This is a genomic window from Maribacter taeanensis, from assembly GCF_047345145.1.
GTDB lineage: Bacteria > Bacteroidota > Bacteroidia > Flavobacteriales > Flavobacteriaceae > Maribacter_C.
Genome location: NZ_JBLFER010000001.1, coordinates 797,448 through 818,562, shown reverse-complemented (window position 1 = coordinate 818,562; position 21,115 = coordinate 797,448). Strand labels below are relative to the sequence as shown.

16 protein-coding genes and 1 pseudogene are annotated in these 21,115 nt (G+C 37.0%); 5 read left to right on the top strand and 12 right to left on the bottom strand.

The annotated features are described in order from the left end of the window. Positions 1–23: 23 nt before the first annotated feature. The 8 genes from ACKWCD_RS03515 to ACKWCD_RS03480 all read right to left on the bottom strand — a co-directional run bounded on the left by ACKWCD_RS03515 (position 24) and on the right by ACKWCD_RS03480 (position 9,401). Positions 24–3,218 (bottom strand): AsmA-like C-terminal region-containing protein, encoded by a 3,195-nt coding sequence (locus ACKWCD_RS03515; protein ID WP_413982548.1) that lies wholly within the window; start codon positions 3,216–3,218, stop codon positions 24–26. 347 nt (positions 3,219–3,565) lie between these two features. Beyond that, positions 3,566–4,048: an SRPBCC family protein gene (locus tag ACKWCD_RS03510; protein WP_413982547.1), complete on the bottom strand. Its 483-nt coding sequence runs from the start codon at positions 4,046–4,048 to the stop codon at positions 3,566–3,568. A gap of 39 nt (positions 4,049–4,087) precedes the next feature. Then, positions 4,088–4,693 (bottom strand): SRPBCC family protein, encoded by a 606-nt coding sequence (locus ACKWCD_RS03505; protein ID WP_413982546.1) that lies wholly within the window; start codon positions 4,691–4,693, stop codon positions 4,088–4,090. Positions 4,694–4,763: 70 nt separating this feature from the next. Then, positions 4,764–5,267, bottom strand: coding sequence for an SRPBCC family protein (locus tag ACKWCD_RS03500; RefSeq protein WP_413982545.1), 504 nt, complete (start codon positions 5,265–5,267; stop codon positions 4,764–4,766). Between the two features lie 124 nt (positions 5,268–5,391). Further along, a complete protein-coding gene (locus ACKWCD_RS03495; protein ID WP_413982544.1) occupies positions 5,392–6,264 on the bottom strand; it encodes an RNA polymerase sigma factor in 873 nt (290 codons plus the stop codon). Positions 6,265–6,618: 354 nt separating this feature from the next. Further along, the gene (locus ACKWCD_RS03490) at positions 6,619–7,392 is read right to left on the bottom strand and encodes an FRG domain-containing protein (protein ID WP_413982543.1); all 774 of its coding nucleotides are present in this window, start codon (positions 7,390–7,392) and stop codon (positions 6,619–6,621) included. Positions 7,393–7,544: 152 nt separating this feature from the next. Next, a complete protein-coding gene (locus tag ACKWCD_RS03485; protein WP_413982542.1) occupies positions 7,545–8,177 on the bottom strand; it encodes a hypothetical protein in 633 nt (210 codons plus the stop codon). Between the two features lie 219 nt (positions 8,178–8,396). Beyond that, entirely contained in the window at positions 8,397–9,401 is a 1,005-nt protein-coding gene (locus ACKWCD_RS03480) for a hypothetical protein (protein WP_413982541.1), read from the bottom strand. Positions 9,402–9,763: 362 nt separating this feature from the next. Here ACKWCD_RS03480 and ACKWCD_RS03475 point away from each other — a divergent pair, with 362 nt between their 5' ends. Further along, positions 9,764–12,160, top strand: a complete 2,397-nt coding sequence (locus ACKWCD_RS03475) for a TonB-dependent receptor (RefSeq protein ID WP_413982540.1) — start codon at positions 9,764–9,766, stop codon at positions 12,158–12,160. Between the two features lie 201 nt (positions 12,161–12,361). After that, a complete protein-coding gene (locus tag ACKWCD_RS03470) occupies positions 12,362–13,210 on the top strand; it encodes a DUF4249 domain-containing protein (protein WP_413982539.1) in 849 nt (282 codons plus the stop codon). A 134-nt stretch (positions 13,211–13,344) separates the two neighbouring features. On the opposite strand, the gene ACKWCD_RS03465 is transcribed toward ACKWCD_RS03470, so the two are convergent. Together ACKWCD_RS03465 and ACKWCD_RS03460 are read right to left on the bottom strand one after the other, a co-directional pair. Then, positions 13,345–14,556 carry a DUF418 domain-containing protein gene (locus ACKWCD_RS03465; RefSeq protein ID WP_413982538.1) on the bottom strand — a complete coding sequence of 404 codons (1,212 nt, stop codon included), beginning with the start codon at positions 14,554–14,556 and terminating at the stop codon, positions 13,345–13,347. A 74-nt stretch (positions 14,557–14,630) separates the two neighbouring features. Further along, on the bottom strand, positions 14,631–15,449 hold the full coding sequence (locus ACKWCD_RS03460) for a DUF1853 family protein (protein WP_413982537.1): 819 nt from the start codon (positions 15,447–15,449) through the stop codon (positions 14,631–14,633). 121 nt (positions 15,450–15,570) lie between these two features. Here ACKWCD_RS03460 and ACKWCD_RS03455 point away from each other — a divergent pair, with 121 nt between their 5' ends. Next, positions 15,571–16,734: a vWA domain-containing protein gene (locus tag ACKWCD_RS03455; RefSeq protein ID WP_413982536.1), complete on the top strand. Its 1,164-nt coding sequence runs from the start codon at positions 15,571–15,573 to the stop codon at positions 16,732–16,734. 100 nt (positions 16,735–16,834) lie between these two features. Then, positions 16,835–18,304, top strand: coding sequence for a MoxR family ATPase (locus ACKWCD_RS03450; protein WP_413982535.1), 1,470 nt, complete (start codon positions 16,835–16,837; stop codon positions 18,302–18,304). 55 nt (positions 18,305–18,359) lie between these two features. On the opposite strand, the gene ACKWCD_RS03445 is transcribed toward ACKWCD_RS03450, so the two are convergent. Both ACKWCD_RS03445 and ACKWCD_RS03440 read right to left on the bottom strand, forming a co-directional pair. Further along, a complete protein-coding gene (locus ACKWCD_RS03445; RefSeq protein ID WP_413982534.1) occupies positions 18,360–19,853 on the bottom strand; it encodes a sensor histidine kinase in 1,494 nt (497 codons plus the stop codon). Continuing rightward, on the bottom strand, positions 19,850–20,548 hold the full coding sequence (locus ACKWCD_RS03440) for a response regulator transcription factor (RefSeq protein WP_413982533.1): 699 nt from the start codon (positions 20,546–20,548) through the stop codon (positions 19,850–19,852). Before ACKWCD_RS03440 ends, ACKWCD_RS03445 begins: the two co-directional genes overlap by 4 nt. Positions 20,549–20,791: 243 nt before the next feature. On the opposite strand from ACKWCD_RS03440, the pseudogene ACKWCD_RS03435 reads away from it, so the two are divergent. Further along, positions 20,792–21,115: pseudogene (locus ACKWCD_RS03435) on the top strand (hypothetical protein); the annotation flags it as partial.

The window sequence follows — 21,115 nt, the reverse complement described above, 5'->3', positions numbered from 1 at the left end:
CACTAGAGGCCAACAGCTAAAAGCTATTTCCCCTTTTTCTTACCCAAAGAGACCTTATAATCATCAATATTCCCTTTGATCTTTAGATTCAGGTACTTCGTTTTTTTGTTAGGGTCTACTTCTACGATTTCATCTTCTTGTTCTTTGCTAATAACGGAGTCCGTCTTCTTTCCGAATAATTTTTGCATGGAAGCTTTCCGTACCGTTTTCCAAGGAATGCGCACATAATAATCGATATTTTGATTGTTATCATGCGTGCCGGATAGTTCCATATGGCCTAAAGTGGATTCGATATTCATAGCGGGAATCGTAATCTTCCCCTTATTGATATCCAAATTGTTTTGTAAGGTATCAAAGCGAATACTTTGCAGGTTTTTATCGCCCATATAGTCGGAAAGTGCCAGCATAGGGTCGTAATTCTTTAGCTTCCCGTTCAATACTTTGACATCCATTTCTAAGGTAGATTGGTCTAAATCGGGAACCATATCGGGGTATACTCTGATCTTGCCCTTAATTCGCGAAGTAAGCTTTCCTTGTAAATTTTCTGAAATAAGATGGTCTTGCCCAAAATTTTCAAATTTGAACAACAACTTATCCAAATCCACATTGTTCATCACCAAGTCTGGCTGCATATAGATGTGTTTTGGGTCACTACCGTTAAAATAGCCACTTAATTGAATATCCCCGCCAGCGGCATCCATATGTAAGGTATCTATGTGTATGTAATGGTCAGGTGTGGTGCGTATGTCTGCTTTAATATTTTGAAGGTCTATTCTATGATATATAAAGTGCGCGACATCTGCTTTAAACTGCATATCCGTAAAGGGCAACTCATAGATATTAAAGGCTTCGGCATGTTCTTTGACATCCGCAGTTTTTGAAGCTACCGCTGCTGTTGGTTTCGGAGGATTCGGATTAAACTTAAACAAGGCATCAAAGTCGATATAATTTGCTTTTAATACTAGGTAATTATCCCGTTTCTTTATTTGCTCATTTTCTCCCAAGTAATAATTCAAATCGAAATTAAAATTGGTGCTTCCTATTTCGCCGTGAAAGTCTTTTATAACAACGTGCTCGTCTTCATAATGTATCTTCCCTCTAAAATCATGAAAGCGAAGGGGATGCAATTCCATTTTGGTATCTAACTTGTCCAGAGCCAAATCGATGGAATGCAAAGCAGAATCTTTATAATGCATACTAGAAGCAACATGCAAGGCCAAATCGTCAAAAATTTCATGACGATACTCTTCGGGAACATAATTTTCGCCCTTATACGAAAAGACATCCTCTAAGCGTAAGCTTTTGGAAGTGAGATTAATATCTAAATCCACATCTCCATTAAGTTCGGGTTGCATCCAAAAAGCATACTCGTGTATGAGTCCGTCAAAATGAAAATCACTATCATCTATATAGCCTGTAAAATTTACTATTTCCAAGTCTTGGTCATCGATTAAAACATCCGCATGAAAATCATGTAGCTTATGGGGATAATGCTTTAAGTCCGCATAGAGGCTATCCACAAAAAACTCCCCTTTTGGTAAATACTTGGACTCCGTAAAGTCTTTCGCAGAAGTCTTGAAAGAAAGCCCCAGACTTAAATTTTGTATTTGTTCATCGATACCTTTTTGTAGGGTATCCTGTTTCGTGAAACCGGTTAATTGGGCAATATCCAAATGCTTGGAGGAAATATCTAAATGGGCTTCTACGGGAATGTTCGTATGATGCACTATCGCGGGTAAATCTGAAAGAAAACCTGTTGCGGATACATCTGAATCTCCTATAAAGAGTTCAAACTGATTCAAGTTGGCTTTTTTACCCTTCATGACCAAATGCACATTCATATCATGTAAGGGCGCCGGGAGATCCTTGGTCGTTAAACTCAGGTCTTCGATGAGCAATTCTGCAAAATAGGCCTGATTGAGTTGTTGTAATGCCAGTTCAGGATTGTCAATATCAACAATATCATGAAAATTCATGTTTAACGAAACTTCTCCAGAAGCATCTTGTATATCATCCAATTCAAAAAAATCAGTAATAAAATCTAGTTTGAAATTGGAGCGTATTTTCATATCCACTTCGGGAGCATCGAAATTCTTTACAAAAACCGAACCTTCTAATTCTCCCTTTTCCAACGATGCCGTCATATCAGTCAACGAAAATTCCATGGTGCTCGCATTTCGGTTGTCTCCATTGGTGAAATGCCCATTAAAGCCCATATTGTCTATCTTTTTGCCTCTTTTTGTGTTTTCTAAAAAGGCTTCACTAGCCCCAAAATCAACATTTACCGAAGGGGTATTTCCTTTATTGGAAGGCCCTTGAATACTGGTGTAAAAATAGATTTCACCGGCATTCTTATATTTCTCCAAGATGGGTATCACATCGTCTGGTGCAAAAGCGATGAGCATATCAAAATTGGGCTTTGTTCCTTTGAGATACAGATTCAAGTCTACATCATTCTCGGTGTCTATGGAACCTTCCAACTCAAAATCACCATTTTCCATGGTAATGCCCGATGGTTCTATGTCAAGTATACCTGTGTTTTCATTAAAAACGAGGTCAGTATGGACTTCAAAATGCTTTTTACGAATAAAGGTGGTATCGCCTTCTTTGATGACGTTCAGTTCCAAATCCATATCGACATGCCCAGCGATGATACTGTCCTTCTGGCTAAAACCTCCATTACCGGTATAGATGAATTTTTCCACATCGGTATTTGTGGCTTCATCCAAGGTGTGGATGTCCAGATTTTTAAGTCGAATCTTTTTTAGATGAATATTGGTAGAAGAAGTATCAGTTTCGGTTGTACTCGCGAGGGAGTTTTGAATATTAGTGGTATTGTTCTCATGAATAACAATATTAAAAACACCGTCTTCTAGCAATAGCGATTGAATATCATAGTTTTGATTGACAATATCCCAAAGGTTAAAACCGATATAGATGTCTTTGACATCCATGATGATGGGGGCATTGGCTGCTTTGGTTTCAAAAATCTGGACATCATCAACCTTGATGGAGATGTATGGAAAGTTCTTAAAAATAGATAGTTTACTGTCCCCAACACTAATACGGCCTTTGTGCTCTTGGTTGAGTGTTGCAATCTCCTCTTTAATGATTTCAGACTGGTTGCCCTGAATATAGAGCATTAGACCTCCTACAACCAAAATCGGCACCAAGAATAGCGCTACTAAAAATCGTTTCCAGAACTTTTTAATCTTCAAAGGAGTTGTCTTTGGGGTTAGAAAAGCCCTATGGCTTTAAAAGCGTTACTGCGTGCACACTTTTGTCTATAGTTCAAACGTAGGTATTGAGTAGATATTTTGTAGATACGACAACCTGTTAGAGAGCAATGGGCATAGATTCAGAGGTCAATTTTAGGAATATTCAACCGATGCTTAAGATTAGAGAAGTGGTTAGTGCGGATTAGCCGTATTACTAGTCTTATGTATGAATAGTAATGAGCCAATGGGAACTACATTTAAAAAAGCAATCTATAAAGTAAAAAGTAATAGCGATTTGAATAAAAACTCAAATCGCCATTACTTATAAGCGTTGTTAGGCACTGGCGTTATTTCACCAATTTAATTATGTTTTCGACCATTTCTGCTCTTGCCGTTTTTAAGAAAGTATTGAATTGCTCGTTTGTCATATTAGGGTTTTCAATAAATTCAAAATTTGATGTCCAAACAAGCATTGATTTATTGTAGCCCAAATCAACTACTTTAATCGTGTTATTCATATTTTTTGCAGGAACGCCTTCAATCACTTGGTAAGAATACGTTCTGGTTTCATCATTAAATCCTGTAATTTTTTCTTTGAAATATCCTTTTCCATCTGCGGAAGTGCAAACTCTTTCGCCACCAACATTTTTTGGTCCTTTCCATTGTACTTTAGACACAAAAGATGATAACTCATCAATATTGTCCATTTTCCGGATTTGTTCCCACACCTCGTCTGCAGAACTTTCTATTTCAGTAACCAAAGGGGTTTGAGCTTGTAATATGTTCAATGTTGAAATAATTACGGTACATAAAATTGCTATTTTTTTCATAGTATTAAAATTTAAGATATTAATAAAGACCTGTTTAGTTTATGATTTTATTACGGTTGCTTTAGGGTACTTTTTCTTGATTTCTTTGTGTTTATTAGTACCTCCAGTAACGCGTTCACCGGTTTCTACATAGTGCTTTAGTCCGACCAGAGTTCCGGACAGTTGTTTTTTGAATCCTCCTTTGGCTAGCATTCCAAGAAAAGCCGGTTTGGTTCTAAATTGAAACTCGTAGGATGCTGTTGATGTACCATCACCATTGTCTTTTACTCTATAAAATGCTTGTGAATTATCAAAGTTTAAAGGAAGTTTTGCACCATCAATGACCACATTGCGCATTAGCATATTTTCGTTATCAATTTCAGAAATACGTTCTTTAGACCATTGTGTTCCTTTTGCATTAAAATTACATTTGCGTTCTGCTCCTAATTCTCCCTTTAAAGAATTATTGGTGTATGTTGATGTATAGATATATGGTGAGAAGTTTGATATCTCCCCATAGTCTAAAACCATTGCTTCCCAAACACGTTCGGCAGTTGCGTTTATTTTCATTTCTACTTTAACTGTACGGAATTTCTTTTCCATACTTTGAGCCGATGCATTAAGGCTCATTAGACTTATTAGTGCGATTGAGAATATTGATTTCATTGTGACTGTCATAGTTTGAATTTTTAAGTGCTATTCCTTTGATACGGTATTTGAATCGGTGTTACAAAACCTAAGCAGCTTTCTTTGCCAATTTTTCCAATTCATGGGCCTTGTTTTCACTGGGATTTCCTGTTTCAATAAAGTGTTTCAAATCATTTGGGATGTGAACAAGCTGCTTTTTTAGTTGCATCTTCATCATAGGATTCATTATGCTACCTACCAAGCCTTTGGTTTTTACAATTAGATGCATGTTCACTTTAGTCTTATCGGAACTTATTTTGGTCAGTTGCCAATTATTGATTGCGGTATCTACGAAAAATGGAAAACCCTCAATGACTTCATATTCAAGTATATGATTGTTTGAATCAAATTTTCTGATGACTTCTTTAATTTTGCCCGATGGCAATTCACAAGCTCTATTATTTGAAGGAGCTCCATTAATTACAGGTGGACCAAAAGCGTTAGAATGATTTATACCTGATGCCCATTTATAAGCATCACCAAATTGATGTCCCAATACGCCCCAAACCTCTTCTATTGGCTTGTTAATGATAATTTCTTCTTTAAATTCCATATCAATAAATTTTATATGATTTACTGTTTTGATACATGAATACATAATGTGTTACAAAACCAAAAAAGGCCACTTCTTTTAGAAGTGACCTTTTTCATCTATTTCATTGAAATTTTAGATGAATTTAGAACTTAAAATAACTTGAAAGTTTATCATTATGTATAAGTTCTTTAATGATGGTATCTTTATCAAAATCATCTTTAATGGGATGTTCTTGAAATAATTTTGTGTAGGTTGTGGTAAAATCATCTAAAGCTTCTTCGTGGTTTTCTTCAGCAAAGTCTTTTACTTTAGTTTTTGTTTTAATGTTGAATAGCATTTTTTTCTCATCTAAAACGCCCATTTTCTTTAAAGCTTTTGCTTTTTTTGGGCATCGACAGGGATTTTCTTTATTTACAAGACCACATTTATTATTCATATAGTTAAATAAGTCTTTACGTGCTCTGTGAAGTTTTATCCTAAAATTTTGGGGGCTTATTTTAAAAATATCCCCTCCAAGTTTATGGTCAATTCCAAAACTTGCTCCAAGAATGAATATTAATCGTTGTTCTCTATTAAGGCACATAATCATTCCGCTCATACATTGAATCTGCATTTCTTTGGATAGCTCTTGATAGTCTATTTCATCTTCAATGCTCAATTCCGGATTTGGAACTTGGTCTAAACGTTTTCCATAATCATCAAAGTCAGAAAATTGTGTTTCACCTTTTCTTCTTTTAGATTGTAAAAACTCATTCACAACGATGCGGTATAACCAAGTTCTAAATTTACTTTTAAAATTAAATTGTCCTAATTTGGTTATGACTTTAATAAGAACTTCTTGCGTTAAATCCTGCGCATCAATAGAATTATGGCACATTTTCCAAGCCACGTTGTAAATGAATGGTTGATGAAAACGTATGATTTCATTTAAAGATTCTTTGTTGCCATCTATAGCCTGTTTTACAAGATTTTGTTGTTCTGTATCCGAATATGATTTACTAAAAGGAAATTCCATACTAATGGGTTTTTAGATTTGATACAGAATGATAGGAAGTGTTACAAAAGTTTCTGTTTTTTAAGCTTGTGCCTAACAATAGGATAAACACATCCGTGTAATTATCCTTTTTAATGAGTATTCAAATTTAACATTTCAATGGTACTAGACAAAATCTACTTATTCACTCGTTGCACCTGTCCTCCTTTTTTTGGCGGAGAATAGCGGTAGCAGGGGAGCTAAAAGAAAGTTCTAGAAAGTTATTGCTGATTAGGAGCTTTTAGGTTTAATTGCTTACTCGAGACGCCACTAGTCACACTTGTTCGACAGTTTTTGGCGGAGACTAGCGGTAGCGGGGATTTTGTCATTTTCTATTTACTGGTTCATAAACTTTTTTCGCTGTCTTACATTTGAACAACGCTTGTGGGTTGTTGAAGCTTCATACCTTATTCTTTTTGACAGTCCATCCAAGCCTGGATAAATTAGGCCATGATGATAACCTAAATCGTACAATTGGTCAAGAATGTCTTTTCTATATTTTTTATTTATGACAAATAAATCAAAAACGCCAAAATGGTTTGGCTGTTGGTCGAAAGGAACAAAATCCCCTCGTCCCGTGGGTAATTCATGAGCTGTAAAACATCCTGATTGATTTGTTATTCGAGGTGAAACATGGTTTGGAAAGATAATGTTGTTTTCCTTTTCTAATGTCAGTCTTCTGTCAATTCTTGTGCTTTCAGGAAAACAATTATGAGTTGAATGAAATCCATAACACCAAACTGCGCTGTTTTCAATTTCAGACTGGTATTGTTCTACGGCAAAGAATAGGGCAACTAAAGGATTTGTAGACCAGTCTAAAAGACGTGTTGGCAGACCATGATGTTGAGCCAGAGAAATTAGTTCTATTTCATCTGCCGGCTGATATTCATTAAATGGCCGAGCCTCCCTTTGAAACACTTTTAGCATATACTCTTCAAGGTCGTCCCAATCGGTCAACGTGTTTTCTATATCTATTCGAAATAGACTAGGCACTAGTTCGTAAGCTTCATCACTATGACCGCGAAAAACCCATTGAGCGATATGTTGTTGCTCAAATGAATTAACTTTTTCTAAATATTCGGAAACGGATTTTATTTCAATTTTTTCCATATGGTTTTCAGCTTACGCACAGCGTGTTCGTGTATGGTTTCGTTGCGATGAGCTCTAAGTTAGCAAATAGGAGAGAACCAAAGTTCAACGGCGCCGTAAATTCCGAGTAGGAATTTCAGAGCAAGGAACTATACACGGTGTTGTACGTAGTATTAATCGAGGTATTCTTTGATTTTGAAATCTGTTATTTTTCGATGTTGATGTAATTCAGCTAAATTTAAAATGGTACTATTTCTAACGTCAATAAAGTTTTTTAATTCTTTTTTTGAGTATCCCAATGATTTCAGGTTTTCAATTTTCTTTGACAATAAATCTTGTTCCATAATGCTATTTTCTAATCGTTCTTTTTTGTTAGGAAAATAATATTGAATAAGAGAAAAAACCTGTTCAAGTATTTTTCCTAAACCTATAAAATCAGAAAAACCAGGTGATGCATATTGAATTTCGCCAATTATCAGATTATTCCTGTCCATTGATATTACTGGTCCGTCTAATCTTTTCAGTTTCCCTAGGGATTCTACTTTTTCTGAATTTTCGTAAGTAGAAGAAAATCTCATTTTTTTATATAATTCACTATTCAATTCAATTACAGACTCTAAGTCTTTTGGTTTAGGAGTATCTTTGAAAAATCCTACAGGATAATGTTGTATTGAATCAATTTCAATAAATAATTGATAGAGTAATGATGTGCTTTCAAATAAGGCAGCAAAATCATTACTACTCCAGTCATCAGCGATTTCTATCCTTAAAATAGCATGTTCTGTTTTAATTTTTTCTTTTATCAAATTTCTTGGTTTTATATTACGTATAACGGTCTCGTATATGAAACGTAGCGTGCAAATAGACGCTAACTTTTCGGATTATACACAAGCCGAATTTTTATATTTTGTTTTTATCTTTTCTATTTTAATAGCCAAATTTTTAAATTTGGCGACTTCCCAAATAGATACAGACTTCTCGGAAAGCCTATGTCAGCTATGTTTTATATACATTGTTGCCACACGTTATTTTTTCAATTCAATGGTCTTGTTTATAGTTAAAAACTCATTTTCATCAATTGGTTTGAAAAACGCAGATAAGTCCGATTGTTTTCCTGATACAAATAACAAGCACGAATTATCAACTGTTGCAATTTGAACAATAAATTCGGACAAGTCCATTCCGCGAACCTTTAAATTATTTAAAAAATCTATATGGTCGAATTTGCTTGAGAGAATACTAATCTCAACCATTAAATTTTTTAGTTGATTATCATAGTTCTTTTTACCCAAATGATATTTAGTCTGTCGAGTTTTATCTGGAAATTTTTTTAAAACAGCTTTGTTTACGCTTCCAGCAAAGTCAGATATTTTATTTAATGAATCCATTAAGTATTGATGTTCTATTTTGATTTGTTCAGAAATCCTAAATCCATATTGCGGAAATTTGTTCACGTATTCAGCATCTGTAATTCCATTTCGATGGACAAACAAATGTCTTCTAATATGAATCTCCTCCACGTCGTTAAAATCTACACCCAAATTCTTTAGGTCAATATTGAACATCTTTTTGTAATATTTTTCTATTTGGACAAGTCCACCACTTGTTAAGTTTCTAAAATCTTTTTTAATTAAATCATTATGTACTTTTTGAATTGAACTTAAACTTAATAAATAGTTTTTCTGAAATTTTACAGGTTCATCTTGTTTAAATGGTGTGATATCTCGTTCAAAGATTTCTAATATGACATCTGTTAGATATACCTCCAATGAAGTAATTGTTGAAATAAGCAATAGTTGCCTTAATTTATATGGATATAAGTTTTCAAGCCTTTGATAAAGTGAAGTTGGACTGTGCTCAATTGTACCAATTGATGTTTTGATAGAAGTTGGATTTTTAAATTTTCCAGCTTCTATTTCAATTTCTAATCGTTTTCTTTCTGATTGATAAAGATGATAGGTTATATCATAAATTTGTTTTGAATCTTTAAGATTGTTTTTAAGCTTATTGTAAGATTCAAATCCTCTCATTTAGTTTAGTGGTTTTTTTAATGTTTGGCAACACCTAGATATAGTTGTTAACTATATCCATCCTATAAAATCCCAATAAACTTACCGTTTTTATTTAAGCAGAAAAAACCTACTAGTTAACAAGTTGTCCATAGTTTTTAACAGTTATAAATTCTGATACTCACCAAGTAAAGGCTTTACGCGGAATTTTGTTTTTCACCTTTCTTAACCAAAGTCAACGAAGCATACAGCATCGTCACCATAGCTTTGTCCCTAGAAGACATTGCCAAAATTTTCTTAATTGTTCACTAGCGTGCAACCTCTAATTTTTTCAATTGTCTCTAGAAGGGAAATCAAAAACATCAATCTCTAAACGACAATCAATGATTTTAAAAACAAACTTTACAAAGCCTTTGGCCATTGGCTGTTGGCTTTTCTTGCTGCTCATAAGTTCAACTGCACTAGCGCAGAACTATACGCTAAATGGTACAATAACCGATAAAAGCAATGGCGAAACCCTTTTTGGAGCATCGGTATTCTTAAAGGGTACGACCATTGGGGTCATTACGAATGAATACGGCTTCTATTCGATAACGGCCCCCGAGGGCAACTATACCCTGACGATTTCATATTTAGGTTATTCAGAAATCAGTCAGGAAGTTGCCCTTACCAAAAATCAAAAACTAGATTTTGAAATTGCCGAGTTCTCAACCGAACTAGAAGAGGTAGTGGTTACCGCAGAAGAACCTGAACGGGCGATTTTGAAAAAACCTGAAATGAGTACGGTAAAAATGAACATTGCTACCGTAAAACAAATGCCAGTGGTTTTGGGGGAGGTTGATATTTTGAAGTCCCTGCAAATGTTACCTGGAGTTACCAACAATGGCGAAGGTTCCGGTGGTTTTCATGTCCGTGGCGGGGCGCAAGACCAAAACCTGGTATTGCTTGATGAGGCCATTATTTACAATACCTCACATATGTTCGGTTTCTTTTCGGTCTTTAATGCCGATGCCATCAAAGATGTGAAATTGTACAAAGGGGGTATTCCTGCACGCTTTGGAGGTCGGGTATCTTCGGTATTGGATGTGCGCCAGAAAGATGGGAATAATAAAAAGTTCGCTTTGACCGGTGGTTTGGGTATCATTTCAAGTCGACTTACGGCAGAGGCACCCTTATTTAAGGACAAAGGTTCCTTTTTAATTGCAGGGCGCCGTTCCTATGCGGATTTGATTTTAAAAGCAGCGGGAGAAAAGAATAGTGCTGCTTTCTACGATTTGAACCTAAAGACCAATTACGCCATAAATCAAAACAACAAACTTTTCCTCTCGGGATATTTTGGTCGCGATAATTTTGACATCGGCGGTAGTTTTGGCGCTAGTTATGGAAACTCTTCTGGAAACCTGCGCTGGAACCATATCTTTAATGACAAGCTCTTTTCAAACCTGTCCGCTATCGTAAGTAAGTATGATTACAAACTTGATTTGAGTTTGGCGCAGTTTGATTGGTTGTCCTCCATCAACAATTACAACCTCAAGTATGACCTGAAATACTATTTCAGCGATAAGTTTAAATTGGACTTTGGAGCAAGCGGAATTTACTACGATTTTGACCCTGGGCAGATTCGTCCGACTTCGGATACTTCTCCCGTAAACCCATTAAAGCTAGACCGAAAAAAAGCCATCGAAAGTGGCATATATGCAAGTGCAGAACACAAATTGACCTCAAAGTTAACCGCTCAATACGGATTGCGCTATAGTGCTTTCTCCCGATTGGGAGGACAGGCCTTGACCGATTATGCCAATAATCAGCCGGTGGTGTACAATGAAGCTTTAGGCATTTACGAACGAGGAACCCCCATTGGAGAAACCAATTACGAAAAGGGAGATGCGATTGAAACCTTTGGTAATTTCGAACCCCGGCTTGCATTGGCCTATGAACTGAATGAAGTGTCCTCGATAAAAGCAGGCTTTTCCAGAGCCGCCCAATACATTCATTTGTTGAGCAATACCTCTTCGGCAACGCCTTTGGATGTTTGGACGCCCAGTGGCAAGTTTATCAAGCCCCAATTGTCCAATCAATATGCCTTAGGGTATTTTCGAAACTTTAGCGATAAGGTCTATTCCTTGGAAGCCGAAGTCTACTATAAAACCACCGACAACCGTATCGACTATATCGACGGCTCCAATTTAATCGGACAGAATACCATCGAGACCGAAATTCTAAACGGCGAATCCAGAGCCTACGGACTCGAACTGCTACTCCGAAAAAATGAAGGCAAACTCACCGGATGGATTGCCTATACCTTGTCCAAATCCGAACAGCGCACTCCCGGTGGCCCGGCAGGCGGATTGGGAATCAGCAATGGGGAATGGTATAATACGCCCTATGACCGTACCCATGATATTTCCATTTCCGGAGCCTATCGTTTGAATGACAAATTTAGTTTTGGGGCGAATCTTGTGTTCCAGACTGGGAGGCCAGTAACCTATCCTAACGGACAATACGAGTATGAGGGAATATCAGTCGCAAGCTATTCCGATAGAAACTCCGACCGCCTGCCAGCCTATCATCGTTTGGACCTTTCGCTCAATTACAAACCCAATCGAAAACCGAACAACAGATTAAAAGGGGAGTGGGTATTGGGCATCTATAATGCCTATAGTAGAAAGAATGCCGCTTCGATATCCTTTGGTCAAAATGTTGAAACCGGAGCCAATGAGGCTACGCGTACTGCGATTTTTGGCATTGTTCCTTCATTGACGTATAATTTTAAGTTTTAGGTGATGGGAAAAGGGAGAAGAGAATATAGAGAAGAGAATATAGAAAAGAGAAAAGAGACAAAAATATGTTCAATATGATGATTCGAACTAATAAAGTATCCCCCTCTTCCGGAGGTGTTAGGGGAGGACTTCACACAATATTAAATTATAAAAAAGACAGATTTCCGTCTTCACGGAAATGACAAAGAAAAAAGAATTAAAATGAAAACAATATTAAAATCAACAATACTACTCCTAATCCTATCGCTAGCCTCTTGTGAAGATGTTATCGATGTCCCAGTACAAACAGCTCCCACCAGACTTGTTGTGGAAGCATCCTTAGATTGGGAAAAAGGCACAGCAGGGAATGAACAAACAATCCAATTAAGTAATTCTTCTGCTTTTTTCGATAATACGATCAATACAGCCGTTACTGGGGCTTCCGTAAAAGTGACAAATGATTCCAGTGGAGCAGAGTTCGTTTTTGTGGACCAGAATACTGGGGAATATGCAACTTCAAGTTTTGTTCCCGCAATTGGGCAATCCTATACCTTGGAAATTATCCATAATGGGGAAACCTACAGTGCACAAGAAACCTTGATGGCCGTTCCTGAAATCACCGAACTGTTTCAGGATACTGAAGACGGTTTTGACGATGAAATATTGGAAGCACATATTATATTTACTGACCCGCCAGAAGAAGGAAACTATTACTTCTTTAAGTTTCAAAGACAAGGCGAATTACTCCCTGATTTTGAAGTAGGTGATGATGAATTCGTAAATGGAAACGAAATCGATTGGTGGTATGAAATCGAGGAGGCTGATGATGAAAATGATGTGAGACAGCCTTTTGCAGCTGGTGATGTATTGGATATTGAAATGTATGGTGTTTCGGAAGCCTTCTATAATTATATTGATATTCTAACCGACCAAATCGGAGGTGTTGGAATCTTTGAAGCTACACCGGTATCCGTCAAAGGGAATTGCATCAATCTTACGAATCCAGAGAATTATGCGCATGGGTATTTTCGATTGACGGAGGTTAATAAGACGAGTTATACCTTTGAATAAACACAAGTACGAGGTACAAAGTACTAAGTAAAAAGTAGAAAGTAGAAAGTAGAAAGTAGAAAGTAGAAAGTAAAAAGTTAGATTGATATTGATGACTTAATACTTCAAACCTTGTACCTCGTAACTTGTACTTTTCACTTCTTTCGCATCGGAAAAACCTTGAAAAAGGTAAGGCTTCTCCAGAGCCATTCCAGTGGTCCGTAGTTAAAGTGTTGCAACCATAATTTACTTACCCAAACCTGTAATACAATTATGGCTATAGCAAGCAAAAAGGTGTACATATTTTGAAGTTCTCCTAGATAGCCAAGTCCCCAACCATAGAGCAGTGCAGTACCTATTACACTTTGAAGCACGTAATTGGTAAGTGCCATACGCCCATAGGGAGCCAACTTCTTAAGCCATCTTTCAGGTTTTACCTTGCGATAGAGCATGGCAAATAGGGCAATGTAGATTAGGGTCATGGCTAAATTCGCCATATCCATTCCTGACAGTCCAATCATGCCCAACCAACTATTGATATTTCCTCCTTGCCCCATACTGATAAATGCTCCAGCCGTGATACCAATGGAAACGACTAACAAAATTAACGACCCGATCAACACCTTTTTGGTGAACTTTCGTTCTTCTCTAAAACGCTTAAAAAATCCTGACCTACCCACATATAAGCCAATAAGAAAGAAAGCAAAAGTAAAATACCCTCTTCCAAAGGCGCCGTATTGGAAGTTCATTTTATCGAGATGACCTTCCCAACTATTGGTAGCAAAAACTTCCGAAAGGCTTCCATTTTTCAGTATATCATAATATTCCGCTATTCGGGGTGACTCCATATCCATAGGGTCTACCTCTAAAAACAGATGCTCTCCATTGGTAAAATAAAAAATGATATATCGGCCAAGTCCTAGAAATAGTAGTGCTGCAAACCCCAACACCCATTTATTGTCTAGTTTATAAAACGGAATTAGGAATATACCCAGCATGGCATAAATCGTTAGAATATCTCCGCGATAAAATAAACTATGAACATAGCCTATAAGAAGTAGTAATATTAGGCGCCAGAGAAATCGTCCGCCATAGGCGATTCCTTTTTTCGCACCATTGTCCATTTGAATAAAGAAACTGAGTCCGAATAAAAAAGAAAACAAAGCGATAAACTTTCCTCTAAGGAGAATGCCGATAAATCCATCGATGATTTGGTCTGCTAGGCCAGAACTTACTGCCTCATAATGCACTCTTGGCGCACCGGCACCAATATATTGTTCTACCATATGGCAGATTAATATTCCTGCTAAGGCGAAACCGCGAAGGGCATCGATAATTTCAATTCTTGATGATGTAGTAGAAGACATGATTGATGATTTGATTGATGAAAATAAGACGCCAGATTGGTAAAAGAGTTACAATGCGTCGGCATAATTAACATTTACCACCAAACTACGAAGAATTTCTCAAACTCCGTTTCCGACTTTTTCATCCAGACCATAGGTGCATTTTCTTGAAGCATACGAAGATTAACATCCATAAGAATTTCAAAATGACTTTTCCATGGTACATTTTCATGCGGCGCAATTACCCACTGTGATTTATAGGGAATATAAAATTCATAGGATTTAAAATCCGCAGATTTGAAATCTTCAAATCGAAGCCAATAGCCTTTGAAACAATTGGTATTCAAGGGTCTAATATTTACGGGATTGCTTCCATAGGGCTCAAAAAGCTGTGCTTTATAACAGGTTTGATGTGAAATTTTTGAAGAATCTATATTGTTGTTATATAATGCTTTAGTGCCTTCTTTTGAATGTAATAGTTTGAATTGCTCATTCTTTATCTTTTCCATTTTAGTAAAGAACATATCACGCCGATTCGGACCCATTAATTGATGAATAGGTTCTGAAATCTCGGGATTGATGATATAAAATTTATAGGTAAGTTCGATATGGAGTAACTCCTCCGTCTGTATATCCTTTAGGATAAAATCAATTTCACCAATAGTTTTCTTTCCTTCTCTAATAGGGAGGTTGTGTAATAGAATTTCATAGCGGTTCGAATGGGCTACCAATTGCTTAAATACATATTCCATTTGGTGTCCCAATCGGATGCGTTCTGGTATGGCCTGTGGCTGGAACGTACGTAAATCGATTTCCGGAAATTCAAATTGTCGAATCCCGAATTGGTCGTTTTGCCATAGTGGAGGCGTATTCAGAAATCCGATACATTGTTTTTGAAGATGTGCTAGTGACATATCAGCACGAATTTACACCATACGATTTGGAATTTGGAATTTGTCATTTGGAATTTCCTCTAAGCGTTAAGTTTTCGCTAAAACGCCTCACCACTTTTGTTAAAAGCCGTATTTTTATAGGATGGCTATGGATATGAGAAAAGGATTCCGCTTCACCACTTATGAAGCTCCGGAACAAAGTCCCTTTGAAAAACTTTTTGACATTTTTCAAGAACTTATCACACACACTTCGGGTGACTTTGATGAGGCTATTGATTGGTTACGAGAATTGGACAAGGAGTACGAACTAACTGATGAGAATTATACTATCGATGATTTCATAGAAGACCTTAAGGCGAAAGGATACATTCGCGAGGAATTCGAAGACGGCGGAGGCGAAATGGGTGAAGAAGGAGAAGATGGTGAGGACGGCAATGGTAACGGTACGATTTCCATAACTGCAAAAATGGAACGTATCATTCGGCAAAGGGCGTTGGACCAAATCTTTGGGAAACTAAAGCGCAGTGGTGCCGGAAACCATAAAACAGGAAAATCAGGACAAGGAGACGAACATACGGGCGATATGCGCGAATACCGCTATGGTGACGATTTGGGGAACATCTCCATGACCGAAAGTTTGAAAAATGCACAAGTTAATCACGGCATAGGAAGTTTTAACCTAACGGAAGAAGACTTAGTTGTCGAAGACACGCAATACAAGGCTCAGATGAGTACTGTATTGATGATTGATATTAGTCATAGTATGATTTTGTATGGGGAGGATCGAATTACTCCAGCAAAAAAAGTGGCGATGGCTTTGGCAGAACTAATTACGACGCGCTATCCGAAAGATACGCTTGATATTTTGGTCTTCGGAAATGATGCGTGGCCCATTCCCATCAAAGATTTGCCTTATTTAAAGGTAGGTCCGTATCACACGAATACCGTTGCCGGACTTCAATTGGCTATGGATATGCTCCGTAGAAAACGAAACACCAACAAGCAGATTTTCATGATTACCGACGGAAAACCTAGTTGCCTAAGACTTCCGGACGGTAATTATTATAAGAATAGCGTTGGTCTTGACGATTATATTGTGGAGAAGTGCTACAATATGGCCCGTCAAGCTAGAAAATTACATATTCCGATAACAACATTCATGATTGCCCAAGACCCTTATTTAATGCAGTTTATACGGCATTTCACGGAAGCCAACAAAGGCAAAGCCTTCTTTACAGGGTTGAAGGGGTTAGGCGAAATGATTTTTGAGGATTACGAGAATAATAGACGGAAAAGATTGAAATAAGAATATAGAGAATAGAGGAGAGAGAAGAGAAAAAAGATATAAGCATTACCATAAAACTGTCTTTTCTCTCTTTTCTATATTCTATCCTTTTTAAAAAAATATGCAATTGAATAAAGAAAAAATCTCCACTTTAGGAGAACTTAAAAAAGCAGGTTACCAAACCAAAAGTATCAAAGACGAACTTAGGGATAACCTTAGAGAACGTATCAAAAACGGCGAAGATTCCTTTACGGGAGTTTGGGGCTACGAGAATTCGGTAATTCCAGAATTGGAAAGAGCGATTCTTTCCCGCCATAATATTAATTTATTAGGATTACGGGGGCAAGCCAAAACAAGACTTGCACGACTGATGATTGGTCTTTTGGATGAATGGATTCCGGTTGTGGATGGTTCTGAAATTAATGACGACCCTTTAAAACCGATGTCCCGTTATGCAATGGAGTTGATTAAAGAAAAAGGAGATAAAACTCCCATTTCATGGCTGCATCGCGATAATCGTTTTTATGAAAAATTGGCTACTCCCGATGTTACGGTGGCAGATTTGATTGGTGATGTAGACCCTATAAAAGCTGCAAATCTCAAATTATCTTACGCGGATGATCGTGTCATCCATTTTGGAATGATTCCGCGAGCAAATCGCTGTATTTTCGTTATCAACGAACTCCCAGATTTACAGGCTCGTATTCAGGTTTCTCTATTTAATATTTTGGAGGAAGGTGATATTCAAATTCGTGGATTCAAGTTGCGACTTCCGTTGGATTTACAATTTGTGTTTACGGCAAATCCGGAGGACTATACGAATAGAGGAAGTATTGTTACTCCCTTAAAGGATAGAATTGGTTCCCAGATTTTAACGCATTATCCTGATGATATCGAAACAGCTCGTAAGATTACGGAGCAAGAAGCAAATCTTGATTCCAGACAAACGGATGCCATTTACGTTCCCGATATCGCAAAGGATTTATTAGAGCAAATCAGTTTTGAAGCTAGAAACAGTGAATATGTGGATGCTAAGAGTGGTGTGAGTGCAAGAACCAGTATAACGGCATTTGAAAACCTTTTGAGTACTGCTGAAAGAAGAGCTTTATTAACAGGGGCAGATTCTACAATGGTCCGACTGAGTGATTTCTTGGGAGTGATTCCCGCAATAACAGGTAAAATCGAATTGGTGTATGAAGGAGAGCAGGAGGGAGCTGATGGTGTTGCCGCTATCTTAATAGACGATGCTGTGAAATCTTTATTCCCAGAATACTTCCCCAAAATAAATAAGTTGGAACGTAAAGATGAAGAAACACCCTATGATGAACTCTTACATTGGTTTTTTCAAGGTGAGGGCTTCGAACTGCTCGATGATTTCACGGATGAAGAATACAAAAGAACATTAGATAGTATTCCAGAATTGAATCAATTGCTAAAAGAACACCAACCTGATTTTCCAAAGAAAGACACGTATTTCTTAAAGGAAATCGTCCTTTGGGGCCTAGTGGCGCATAAAAAATTGAGCAAGAATCGATTTTCAGAGGGATATCAATTCAAAGATCTCTATGGAAGTTTTATAAACGGACTATAAAAAAAGCCCCTGCTAACAACACAACACAGGGGCTCTCTTTTTCATAGCAAAAAGTTTATACTTGGTAAACGGGTAGATTGAATATAAAGGAACTACCTTCTTTTGGTTTACTAAGTACAGTAATCGTAGTATCATGTAGTTCCATAATTTTCTTGACAATGGCTAAGCCTAGTCCAGAGCCTTGTTTCTTTGCGCTTTCATCAACTTGCTTATATCTATCGAAAATAAAGGGCTGTTCATTAACAGGAATTCCAGTGCCTGTATCTGTTATATTTATTTCGACATTTTTACCTTTTTTATGAAGTGAAAGTGTCACTTTTCCTTTGGGTTCGGTATATTTTATAGCATTCTCAATCAAATTCTGAAGTGCTCTTTCTACCAGACTTACATCGGCAAAAACCATATTGTTTTCCTTAGGATTATCTATATGAAGTTCAATCTGTTTTTGTTCTGCAAGTACTTTGAATTTCGCAATTAAATCATGAGATAACTCCGTAATCGAAAATGGTTCTTTTACTGGAGTCACCTGTTCCGCTTCTAATTTTGAATATTCAAATAACTGATTAATGAGCTTTGAAAGTTTATCTACATTATCATGAGTAATTTGAAGATATTCTTGCTTTTCAGATTCCGAAAGCGTATCACGTTTCATTTGAAGGGTTTCAATATACCCCTTTAATATGGCCAAAGGTGTTCGTAAATCATGTGAAACATTCGCAATTAATTCTCTGCGCAATAAATCGACAGATTTCATTTTATCAATATTTCCCGTAATCGTATCCGCCATTTCATTGAAAGAGTTCGCAAATATTGAAATATCAGAAGATTCCGGATTCTTAATACGAGCTGTTAAATCACCTTCACTAAAGCGACGCACGGTACTAGTAATTACTCGAAGGTTTTTAGTAAGAAACCAAATGGCTAAAAGTCCTATTAACGCTGCAAAAACCGTAGTTAAGGAAATCGCTCCTAAACCTAGTTTAGCAAAATATTGCCCCATTAACGTACTGCTAACCTCTTGGAATTTTTTTCCTGCTAGAACGATGTAAACAAATCCGTTTCTACCATCCACAGAATAGGGAGCTGCCGAGAATATTTTTTGCTCTTCCGGATTTCTAGGGTCATCACCCAAAATGAATTTCTCACCCTTATCGGCGATAAATGACTTTATGGGAGCTAAGGACACGCTTTTAGTAGCATCTTTATCATTTGGGTCAAGAACCACTGAATATAAAATTTCACCTCCATCATTCAAAAGATACACTTCGATACCTCTATTTACCGCCATCATATCATGCATTAAATCCCCAAAAAGCGGTTTATTCACGCTTCCATCTTCTAGAAAGGGAGAAGCATTTTGAAACTTTTCGGCGATTACATGATTGGCAACGTCAGCATTAAGGCGCTGTGTTGTTTCTTGATTATGCTTATTAGCAAAGTAATTGGTCGTTCCGATATAGGAAACTCCCATCATAACAACCAATAGAATAAAGGCCAGCCATAACTTCTTTACTAACTTTGGTGTAAGTGTTTTTGGTGTTTTGCTCATATTGCAATGTCTTCGTTAAACTTGTAGCCAACGCCCCAAGTAGTCAAAATATAGGTCGGATTCGCCATGTCGGATTCTATTTTTGCTCGTAACCGATTGATATGCGAATTCACGGTATGTTCATAGCCTTCAAAATTGTAGCCCCAAATCATATCAAGCAATTCCGCTCTACTATAATTCCTTCCAGGATTAGAAGCCATCAGAACCAAAAGTTCGAATTCCTTTGGGGATAACTCCACTCGTTTATTATCTAAAAGAACTTTTCTTCGATCAATATCAATAAGTAATCCCTCAACTGAAATCGCTGAAGAATTTTGTTTTTCAACCTTGGTCGAGTCCGTTCTTCGCATCACAGCCTTTACTCTTGCCAATAACTCTCGAATGCTAAAAGGCTTTGTGATATAGTCATCCGCACCCATTTCCAAGCCTAAAACACGATCAATTTCTTCAGATTTTGCTGTGAGCATAATAATGGGCGTGTTCTTCTTTTCTCGAAGCTTTTTACAAATGGTAACTCCGTCCATTGTCGGTAGTGTCAAATCTAATAAAATAAGATCATAATCATTTTCCAAAGCCATTTGGAGTCCTTGTTCTCCGTCCATCGCTTTCGAAGTAGAATAAATAAGATCGGTAAGATGTATCTCCAGTAATTTTATGATTTCCGGATCATCTTCTATGATAAGTATTTGTTTCATAATTAATAGGTTACGAAAGAAGTTAAAAAGTATCACACAAATATCACAAGGAATTCAAAATAGATGAATTCAGAAAAATATCCCCTAAACTCCTCTAAATATTGGCCTTAGTAAAAGAAATGATTTTAAACTAGTCGAACTTATCACAAAATCCTAACAGCATTTATTTTAAAGTATATGTTTTCGTGACTTTTCATTGAATCTATTACACTTAGTTTGTTTAATAATCTAAAAATGAAAAAGATGGAAAAAAAATTACTTTTAAGTGAAAATGAAATTCGAGATGTGATCCGCCTACGGTGGTCCATGTTTCTTATGGTATTTGTTACTCTTTTTATGGCGCAAAATCTTCTTGCTCAAGAAGCTGGAGAAATAGTAGGTGGTCCGTTCGAATTCTGTGTAGACGGTTCTCCAGATATGGTTTCAGGTTTATCACTAACAGGCGATAGAGCAGGAAGCATGAGTTCTTGGGTAATCACCGATGACCAAGGAAAGATTCTTGGTTTACCTCCAACTTTAGAAGCAGTAGAAGGAGTAGACTTTGATGGCGCTGGTGCTGGTACATGT

What these genes read in the sequence shown, in the direction of transcription:
- ACKWCD_RS03495 (WP_413982544.1), bottom strand. Translation starts at nt 6,264, where the DNA reads ATGGAATTTCCTTTTAGTAAATCATATTCGGATACAGAACAACAAAAT.
- ACKWCD_RS03455 (WP_413982536.1), top strand. Translation starts at nt 15,571, where the DNA reads ATGGCTATGGATATGAGAAAAGGATTCCGCTTCACCACTTATGAAGCT.
- ACKWCD_RS03445 (WP_413982534.1), bottom strand. Translation starts at nt 19,853, where the DNA reads ATGAGCAAAACACCAAAAACACTTACACCAAAGTTAGTAAAGAAGTTA.
- ACKWCD_RS03500 (WP_413982545.1), bottom strand. Translation starts at nt 5,267, where the DNA reads ATGGAATTTAAAGAAGAAATTATCATTAACAAGCCAATAGAAGAGGTT.
- ACKWCD_RS03475 (WP_413982540.1), top strand. Translation starts at nt 9,764, where the DNA reads ATGATTTTAAAAACAAACTTTACAAAGCCTTTGGCCATTGGCTGTTGG.
- ACKWCD_RS03465 (WP_413982538.1), bottom strand. Translation starts at nt 14,556, where the DNA reads ATGTCTTCTACTACATCATCAAGAATTGAAATTATCGATGCCCTTCGC.
- ACKWCD_RS03450 (WP_413982535.1), top strand. Translation starts at nt 16,835, where the DNA reads ATGCAATTGAATAAAGAAAAAATCTCCACTTTAGGAGAACTTAAAAAA.
- ACKWCD_RS03505 (WP_413982546.1), bottom strand. Translation starts at nt 4,693, where the DNA reads ATGAAATCAATATTCTCAATCGCACTAATAAGTCTAATGAGCCTTAAT.
- ACKWCD_RS03480 (WP_413982541.1), bottom strand. Translation starts at nt 9,401, where the DNA reads ATGAGAGGATTTGAATCTTACAATAAGCTTAAAAACAATCTTAAAGAT.
- ACKWCD_RS03460 (WP_413982537.1), bottom strand. Translation starts at nt 15,449, where the DNA reads ATGTCACTAGCACATCTTCAAAAACAATGTATCGGATTTCTGAATACG.
- ACKWCD_RS03470 (WP_413982539.1), top strand. Translation starts at nt 12,362, where the DNA reads ATGAAAACAATATTAAAATCAACAATACTACTCCTAATCCTATCGCTA.
- ACKWCD_RS03490 (WP_413982543.1), bottom strand. Translation starts at nt 7,392, where the DNA reads ATGGAAAAAATTGAAATAAAATCCGTTTCCGAATATTTAGAAAAAGTT.
- ACKWCD_RS03440 (WP_413982533.1), bottom strand. Translation starts at nt 20,548, where the DNA reads ATGAAACAAATACTTATCATAGAAGATGATCCGGAAATCATAAAATTA.
- ACKWCD_RS03510 (WP_413982547.1), bottom strand. Translation starts at nt 4,048, where the DNA reads ATGAAAAAAATAGCAATTTTATGTACCGTAATTATTTCAACATTGAAC.